The organism is Mesorhizobium sp. M1E.F.Ca.ET.063.01.1.1, assembly GCF_003998155.1.
GTDB lineage: Bacteria > Pseudomonadota > Alphaproteobacteria > Rhizobiales > Rhizobiaceae > Mesorhizobium.
In genome coordinates this window covers 7,445-15,370 of sequence record NZ_RZSC01000079.1, presented here as the reverse complement: position 1 = coordinate 15,370, position 7,926 = coordinate 7,445, and the positions used below count along the sequence as shown (strand labels likewise).

General features: G+C 62.8%; 10 protein-coding genes and 2 pseudogenes. 8 read left to right on the top strand and 4 right to left on the bottom strand.

Annotated elements, in window-relative coordinates:
- Positions 1–197 (bottom strand): annotated as a pseudogene (locus EOA29_RS09305) (response regulator); the annotation flags it as partial.
- Positions 198–414: 217 nt separating this feature from the next.
- Here EOA29_RS09305 and EOA29_RS09300 point away from each other — a divergent pair.
- Positions 415–618, top strand: a complete 204-nt coding sequence (locus tag EOA29_RS09300) for a NepR family anti-sigma factor (protein ID WP_126091570.1) — start codon at positions 415–417, stop codon at positions 616–618.
- Positions 619–621: 3 nt separating this feature from the next.
- Positions 622–1,173, top strand: coding sequence for an RNA polymerase sigma factor (locus tag EOA29_RS09295; RefSeq protein WP_095804581.1), 552 nt, complete (start codon positions 622–624; stop codon positions 1,171–1,173).
- A gap of 109 nt (positions 1,174–1,282) precedes the next feature.
- On the opposite strand, the gene EOA29_RS09290 is transcribed toward EOA29_RS09295, so the two are convergent.
- Positions 1,283–1,696 (bottom strand): response regulator, encoded by a 414-nt coding sequence (locus tag EOA29_RS09290; protein ID WP_126091571.1) that lies wholly within the window; start codon positions 1,694–1,696, stop codon positions 1,283–1,285.
- 101 nt (positions 1,697–1,797) lie between these two features.
- Between EOA29_RS09290 and EOA29_RS44005 the strand changes: the two are divergent.
- The 4 genes and pseudogenes from EOA29_RS44005 to EOA29_RS09275 form a co-directional block, all read left to right on the top strand.
- A pseudogene (locus tag EOA29_RS44005) lies at positions 1,798–1,998 on the top strand (hypothetical protein); the annotation flags it as partial.
- A 118-nt stretch (positions 1,999–2,116) separates the two neighbouring features.
- Positions 2,117–2,443 (top strand): DUF883 family protein, encoded by a 327-nt coding sequence (locus EOA29_RS09285; protein WP_126091572.1) that lies wholly within the window; start codon positions 2,117–2,119, stop codon positions 2,441–2,443.
- Between the two features lie 6 nt (positions 2,444–2,449).
- Positions 2,450–2,914 (top strand): phage holin family protein, encoded by a 465-nt coding sequence (locus EOA29_RS09280; RefSeq protein ID WP_126091573.1) that lies wholly within the window; start codon positions 2,450–2,452, stop codon positions 2,912–2,914.
- 195 nt (positions 2,915–3,109) lie between these two features.
- On the top strand, positions 3,110–3,313 hold the full coding sequence (locus EOA29_RS09275) for a hypothetical protein (RefSeq protein WP_126091574.1): 204 nt from the start codon (positions 3,110–3,112) through the stop codon (positions 3,311–3,313).
- Positions 3,314–3,321: 8 nt separating this feature from the next.
- Here EOA29_RS09275 and EOA29_RS09270 read toward each other — a convergent pair whose 3' ends face one another.
- The gene (locus EOA29_RS09270; protein WP_126091575.1) at positions 3,322–4,242 is read right to left on the bottom strand and encodes a diacylglycerol kinase family protein; all 921 of its coding nucleotides are present in this window, start codon (positions 4,240–4,242) and stop codon (positions 3,322–3,324) included.
- Between the two features lie 216 nt (positions 4,243–4,458).
- On the opposite strand from EOA29_RS09270, the gene EOA29_RS09265 reads away from it, so the two are divergent.
- Positions 4,459–5,820 (top strand): PRC-barrel domain-containing protein, encoded by a 1,362-nt coding sequence (locus EOA29_RS09265; protein WP_126091576.1) that lies wholly within the window; start codon positions 4,459–4,461, stop codon positions 5,818–5,820.
- Between the two features lie 52 nt (positions 5,821–5,872).
- Here EOA29_RS09265 and EOA29_RS09260 read toward each other — a convergent pair whose 3' ends face one another.
- Positions 5,873–7,447, bottom strand: coding sequence for an alkaline phosphatase family protein (locus EOA29_RS09260; RefSeq protein ID WP_126091577.1), 1,575 nt, complete (start codon positions 7,445–7,447; stop codon positions 5,873–5,875).
- Between the two features lie 216 nt (positions 7,448–7,663).
- Here EOA29_RS09260 and EOA29_RS42905 point away from each other — a divergent pair.
- On the top strand, positions 7,664–7,926 hold a 263-nt coding region (locus EOA29_RS42905), incomplete at its 3' end, for a VOC family protein (protein WP_245468445.1).

Below are 7,926 nucleotides of genomic sequence, written 5' to 3'. Positions count from 1 at the left end.
GAGGTGAAGAGCCTGGCAAAAACCTTGTAGAGCGCGATGCGGTCGCTCGATGCCTTTGGGAAAACCTCGGTGTCGGCGATGATGGCTTCCAGCAACGCGGCGACCAGCGCATCACCGCTTTCCTGCGATCCCGAGACGGCGCGCGAGAAACGGCGCAGGAACGGGAGGTGAGGAGCGATGGTTGCGGATAGGCTCATATTCGACGTCTCCCTCAGATGTCGCGGTGCGTTGTAGGCCAGACTCGTCGCAAGCCCCGACAAACCAACGTGGGCTTTCTGAAAAAGTTCCGCTGGAGGTGGAACTAAATTAGGAAGCGGGCGTTTGGGCTTTTCGGGATGGGCAACCAGACAAACGTGCCGCTTGCGTTATGGTCTACGATTCTAGAGCGGTTCGAGTGCTGGAATTAGGGCGAATATGAAAGAAATGTCAAAGAATTCAAGAGCTGGCGCCGCGAGCAGGCACCGGAACGGGGGTGGCAATCCACTCGGGCCGAACTCCGAAATTGCCCGCAAACTCAAACAATATTACGACGAGCTGGTTTCCGATCAGGTGCCGGATCGATTCGCTCAGTTGCTCAGTCAACTGGAAAAGGCCGAACCCGCCGAGGAAAAGGATTGAGGCATGGCGGCGGTCTCCCAGAGCTTCAAGACCGAGCTGCTCGGTGCGATACCGAGCCTGCGCGCCTTTGCGGTGTCGCTGACGCAGAATGCCGACAAGGCCGATGACCTCGTCCAGGAAACCCTGGTCAAGGCGTGGGACAAGCATGAGAGCTTCCAGCCCGGCACCAACCTCAAGGCCTGGCTTTTCACCATCCTGCGCAACGAGTTCTATTCGCAGATGCGCAAGCGTGGCCGCGAGGTGCAGGACAGCGACGGCATCATGACCGCCAGGCTTGCCGTTCACCCGGCGCAGCACGGCCAACTCGACCTCAAGGACTTTCGCGGCGCGCTGGAACAGCTGCCGGAGGATCAGCGCGAAGCCATCATCCTGATCGGCGCGTCCGGCTTCTCCTACGAGGAGGCGGCCGAGATCTGCGGCTGCGCGGTCGGCACGATCAAGAGCCGGGTCAGCAGGGCTCGCGCGAGACTGCAGGAAATTCTGAAGATCTCCGGCGAGGACGAATATGGTCCCGATGCGATTTCGGCGCAGGTGACCGGCTCAAACGCAGCCTGACAGTGACGCCCGGCAGCATGCTCAACCGCTCCAACTATTTATTTTTAAGCCATTCCGGACGGAAAACCGTTACACACTTTTCCTGAAATTGCTCTAGCCGGCGATGTCGTCAAGCCGCCTTCGTGCGTCCGCAAGCGAGCGCCACGGCCTCGATCAGATCGTCCCCCGAATAGGGTTTGGCGACCAGCCGGATTTCCGGAAAGGAGCTCTCGATCTCGTCCGCGTCCGAATGACCGGAGGCAAAAACGAACGGAACGCCCCCGCCACGCAGTCGCGCGGCGAAGCCGAGTGTCGAGACACCTCCAAGCATCAGGTCGACGATGGCCGCGTCAAACCACGACAGCCCATCCCGCTGGTCGATTTCGGCCAGATCGCGGACAACCACAACGTCGGCCGCCCCATGGTCACGGCATAGCTGTTCGACATCCATTGCGATAAGAAACTCATCCTCCAGGACCAGAATACGCAATCCGTCTAGCAATGAAGGCACGTAGCGGCGACTCCTACAATCGCCAGCAGTCATGCGCGGTATTTGCCGGTATGTCATTTAAAAAAGACATGACCGGGAGTGCATCTTCGTGATCGGCGGAACCTCGATCCGCCTGGAACGTTTTCAACTGCCCAATCAGGGCAGGGGTTTCGGAGAGGGGTCGAAATGCCCAGCAGAGCACACGTTCCGTTCCCGACCGCCAATATCCCTGCGAGAAATGTCCGCTGCGGCCGCTGCCGGCCTTTCGCCCGTTCGAAAGCCAGGAACGGTTGTCCGACGTGCGGCGGCAAATCCTCGACTATTCCATGCCGGGCGATCTCATCGGTCTGCAGGGGAGGGCATTTTGACTGCTGTCAATGCCCCCGCCGCCCGGTCTTGGTAAGGAGCGGTCCAAGTTCGGAACTCTTGATGTATATCGAGCGTTGAAAGTTAGAAAACACAAGGAGTTAAGCAATGGCGCCCGCCGCAGGCAAAACCGCAACAGACGCTCCCTCCAACTCCGATCTCGAAGCCGATATTCGGCAGTTGCGCGCCGATATCGAGGAGCTCACCAGGCAATTGGCCAAGACCGGGGAGCACGGCTATGGCGCGGCGCGCCATGCCGCCTCCGAGGGGGTCGAACACCTGCGTGCCCAGGGTGAAGCGGCATTCGAAAGCGTGCGCGGCAGCGCCCAGGATATCGAAGCGCAGCTCATCGCCACCGTTCGCGAAAAGCCGGTGACGTCGCTGGCGATTGCCGCCGGCGTCGGCTTTCTGTTCGCACTGCTCTCCCGCCGCTAGCCGCAGATGGGGACGCTGATTTCCCTGATCTCGGCCATTGCCTCGGGTGAGGCGACGGCCGCCTTGCAGAGAGCGCGTGTGGCGGCAATCCTCTATGGGATTGCCGCCATTCTTGCCCTGTGCGGCATCGGCTTCCTTGTCGGCGCCGCCTATATCTGGCTGGCCGCGCGCTACGGACCATTGGCGACCAGCCTCGGCTTCGGCATCGGCTTCCTGCTGATTGCCGGGCTCATTCTGGTGATCCACAAGATGACGACCGGCATGCGAGCCAAGCGTCGCGCGCGCCGGCGCAAGGCCGACATGACGGCGGTTGGGCTCACCGCGGCGCTTGCGCTGCTCCCGGCGCTTGCCAAGAGCAAGAGTGGCCTGGGCACCATTGTCGCGCCCGCGATCGCGCTCGTCGCCTACGCCATCTACCGCGAGAATGTGAAGGTCAAGCCTCAAGACCCGGATCCCGGCGAAGCGCCGTAGGCCGGAGCATTGCGGGAAAAGCGCGGGTCCGGCAACTTGACCGCGTTGCTGCCCGCCAATCCCCACGCCTGACAGGCGGCGGCGGCCTACCGTTGCCGAATCGCGTCATTGGACAGGGAACCTTCGCGGAAAGGGCCCGTTACCCGATCATGCCGTACCCGAAGCGCCCGCCGCCATACGATATGAAGGCCAACAATGACCAAGATCGTTCCTGAAGACAAAGCCCGCCAGGGGCACTGGGGCTGGCACGCGCTCAGGATCCTCGTCGCCGGGCTGTTGCTGGCCTTGATCGCCTGGGGTGCGGCCGAGATCTATGGCGAGTTGATCAAGAGCCCGATGACCGATCAGAGCGCGCCTCAGGCGCCGGCGGCCGGGCAGAAACCCATGCAGGGCGGCTGAGCGCCCCATCACGCCGCCTTGGCCCGCGCATTGCTTGCCGGAACCAATACGTTCAACGCGCCGGGAAGAATCTCGACCACCGTCTCGCGCTCCAGCCTGACCAACTCGCCATCCACGACCGCGCTGAACTTCTTCGTTGGTGAATGGATCTTGAGGATGGCTCTGTCGGCCTGGTGGATTTCGATATGTTCGCTGTCGCGCCATCGGCCGCGCAGCATGTCGAGCAGCAGTTTCGCCAGATGGTAACGTCTGCGCGCGACGCTGACATAGATGCCAAGCACGCCACCCGCCGGATTGTCCGCATAAGGCAGATGGCCCTCGCCGAACAGATTGTTGCTGATGCCGATGCCGGTCGTGCGGGTGACGATCTCAGCGTTGCCGATGCTCAAGGTCACTTTGAGCGTGCGTGGGTTCTTGATCGTTGCCCATCCCGCGCGAACGGAGGCCCGCATCTTTCCCAGCCGCGAGCCGAAATCCATGGTCTCCCGAAGCTGCACCATCCTGACATGCATGCCGATCGAAAACTGATGCACGAAGGGCCGGCCATTGACGCTGGCCATGTCGACGGCCGTCACCTCGCCCGTGGCAAAGGATTGCAGCGCCGCATCCAGCGTCTGCGGGATGCCAAGGCCACGCGCGAAGAGATTCATCGTGCCGGCCGGCAATATGGCCAAAGCTTTCTTCTTGTTCATGAGAAGGGATGCCGCCCGCGACACGGTGCCGTCGCCGCCTCCGGCGATCACGACGTCGACGTTCCGCTTCGCTACGGCCTTTTCCAAGGCCGCGCCGATTTCGCGGCCGGCAACGATATCGACCTGAACCGAATGGCCTGCCGCTTCCAGCGTCCGTCGCAGGCGATCGGCAAAGGCTGGAACATCGGCCGTGCGCAGCGTGCCGCTGTCCTGGTTCAGCACCGCAGCAAACCGCATGCCCCGCTCCGTTCTTGGGCCGGAAATGAGCCCAGCCGCAGGCTGAACGGAAAGGATCGCCAAAGGTTCCGCGTACCGGGAAGCGCGGGCCGCGCTGTTGGAACAACGCTCCGCTCACGACGTTGTGAAGTTGTGGAATACTGCCGCATCTGACTTGCCTGGCAGAGCCGGTGGCGGATGCGGCGCATACCAAATCAGGCACGAGGAGAGACGATCATGATCCGCACTCTTTTTGCGACGACCGCGCTTGCAACGCTGGTTGCAACCGGTGCCTTCGCCCAGACAGCAACGCCGGCACAGCCGCCTGCCGCCGAAAACCCGGCTCCCGTGATCCGCTCGGATGGCGCCTTGATGACCAACATTATCGGCGAATCCGTCTATAACGGCACCGGTGACGACGCCCAAGACATCGGCAAGGTCGATGATGTCGTCTTCGACGCAAGCGGCAAAGTGAAGTCCGCGATCATCGGTGTCGGCGGCTTCCTTGGCGTCGGCACCAAGGACGTGGCGTTCGACTACAGCAAGATGGAATGGGCCGAGAAGAACGGCGACCGCTGGCTGGTGGCCAAGACAACCAAGGACGAGCTCAATGCCCAGCCGGCATTCGACCGCAAGCCCTACGATCCGGCCCCGGCACCGTCGGCCGACGCCACGCAGCCTTCAACCACGGACACGGGTGGAGCCCAGAAGCCGGTGGACCTCAACGCCAAGCCGGCTGAGCCGGTGAAGAAGGCGGAAGGCAATCTCGCCACCAACATCATGGGCGAGTCCGTCTATAACGGCACCGCGGACGACGCCCAGAAGATCGGCGACGTGAAAGACATCGTGCTCGCCAAGGACGGCAAGGCCGAGTCGCTCGTGATCGGCGTCGGCGGCTTCCTCGGCATCGGCACGAAGAACGTCACCTTCGATTTCGCCAAGGCAAAGTGGGCGGAGAAGAACGGGGACCGCTGGCTGGTTGCCGAGACGACGAAGGAGGAGCTCCAGGCGCAGCCGGACTTCAACCGCAAGGCTTACGATCCGGCACCGGCGCCGGCCACCGCGGCGTCGAACAATGCTCCGGCGACGACCACGCCCGCCGTGGCATCGTCCGACACAACGGCCGGCAAGGAAGCCAAGCCTGCGCAGACAACCGCTGAAAACAAGGCGCCCGCACCTGCGGCGAGCACCGCGGAGAACAAGCCGGCGGACTCCGGCACGTCCGCAACCGACACCACGCAGACAGCCTCGATCGACAAATCGACGCTGACTGAGATGCCGATGGGCAACATCCGGGGTGACGACCTGAAGGGCGCGACCGTCTATGGCGCCAACGACGCCAAGATCGGTACGATCGGCGATGTCGTGCTGACGCCGGACAACAAGCCGGATGCGGTGATCGTCGACGTCGGCGGCTTCCTCGGCATCGGCGCCAAGGAAGTGGCGGTCGGCATGGACAAGCTCAAATTCATGACCGACAAGGACGGCAAGAAATATCTCTACACCAACTTCACCAAGGAAGAGCTGCAGGCGCAGGCGGCCTATGACAAGAGCAGTTATGCCGCCAACCGTGATAAGCAGCGGATGATATTGAAGTAGGCAGTAGGCAGTAGGCAGTAGGCAGTAGGGGTACGCTTCTCAACAGCTTCCCCTATTGCCTATTCCCTACTGCCCAACTCACGTGGCCGACCACGCCATCTTCCGTCAGCTCCGCCAGCGCCAGCGACTGGTCGAGATGCCTGGCGCGCCAGGCGAGCAACTTCTCGGCGAATTCCAGGCGCGCCGGCAGGTAGGCGGGATCGTCCGCGACGTTGCTCAGCTCGCCTGGATCCTTCGTGAGATCGAACAGTAGTGGCGGCAGGCCGCCGCCGAAATGGACATATTTGAAGCCGCTCGTGCGCAGGACGGCCAGATTGCAATCGCGCGAGCCGATGCCGAAATGCCGCTCGGCTTCGCCGCCGAAGACCGAGCGGAAATCGAACTCCCAATGCGCGGCGTCGCGCCAGTCCGCCGGCTGCTTGCCGTCGAGCCAGGGCGCCAGCGACCTGCCGTCGAGCTGCGGCTCCGGTCCGGCGCCGATCAATTCGAGCAAGGTCGGAAAGATGTCGACGGCCTCGGTGAACCGGTCGACGACCGAACCGGCCACTGCTCTCTTGTGTGGGTCGCGGATGATCAGCGGAATGTGGTAGCTGGCGTCGAAATAGCCGCCTTTGCCGAGCATGAAATGGTCGCCCATCATCTCGGCGTGGTCGGAGGTGAGCACGATGATTGTGTCGTCCCAGGCGCCGGCCGCTTTCACGGCCTGCCAGATGCGGCCGAGCTGCGCATCGACCTCCGAGACCATGCCGTAGTAGATCGCGCGGATGCGGCGGAAGTTTTCGTCACCCCAATCCGCCACCTTGCCCTGGGCGCCGGGAATGAATTTTGTCCGCATCTGGCAATCGAGATCGTAGGCGAGATAGGGATGGCTTCCCGCTTCGGCCTGCCAATCCGCCGCCCGCCGGAAAGCGGGCCCGTCGGCCGGATCGTACATGGCGTTATACGGTTCCGGGACGATGAAGGGCGGGTGCGGGCTGATGAAGGAGATATGCGCGAACCATAGCGCGCCCTGCTCCTGCTCGCCAAGCCAGCGGATGAATTCGCCAGCGAGGAAAGCGGTCGGCGTCTGGTCCTTCGAATAGACCGGCGGCGCGTTGGTCACATCGCCACTGGCCTCGCCTTGCTCGCCCGCCGGGCGATGGATGCCAGGGCTGCCGACGCTGGCGTCGATGCCTTGCGCGCTGAGCCAGGACAGCCACTGCTTCTGGTGCTCGGGCAGGAACTGCCGCACGGTGAAGCCGGGCAGCACACCTTCATAGCTGCGCAGGCGAGGATCGCCTGCGGAGAGCTGGCGAGGATCGGGCGAGACATCCGTGTAGCCGAACAGCGCCGGATCATAACCAGCCGTGCGGGCCGAGAGCGCGATATTGCCGTGCCGGGTATCGAGCGGCGAGCCGTTGCGGCAGACGCGGTTGTTCATCTGGTAGAGGCCGGTGTAGAGGCAGGCGCGCGCCGGCGAGCAGGGCGCCGCGCCGCCATAGTGGCGCCGGAACAGAACGCCCTCGGCGGCAAGCGCGTCCGCGTTCGGCGTTTTCACCACCGTGTGGCCGGCGGCCGACAGGCAATCGCCGCGCCACTGGTCGCAGGTGATGAGGAGAACATTCGGGCGGCTCACTCGGTTGTTCAAAAATCTTCTCCTCAGGCAGGCTGCCGCTCATGGAGCCGAAATTTGCGAGTGTTGCAAGCTGCGGCAGTTCATGGAACGTGAACGCATACGAGATGATCGTTCATCTTTATGATACAGTCCATTCTGTGTTTGGCCGCTTTGCCGTTGGCGGGGCTATCCTCATATTGGCGTGGACAGCGGCGAGGGCCGCAAAAGGACAAGGGAAGGAGCAACACCATGCTCAATCAGATCAAGGGCCTGCATCACGTCACCTCGATGGCGAGCGATGCGCGCCGGAACAATGAATTCTTCACCAAGAAGCTCGGCCTGCGCCGGGTCAAGAAGACGGTCAATTTCGACGCGCCCGACGTCTATCACCTCTACTATGCCGACGAAGTCGGCACGCCGGGCTCGGTGATGACCTATTTCCCGTTCCCCGATATCGGCAAGGGCCGGCAAGGCGTCGGCGAGGTCGGCACCACCGTCTTCTCGGTGCCGGA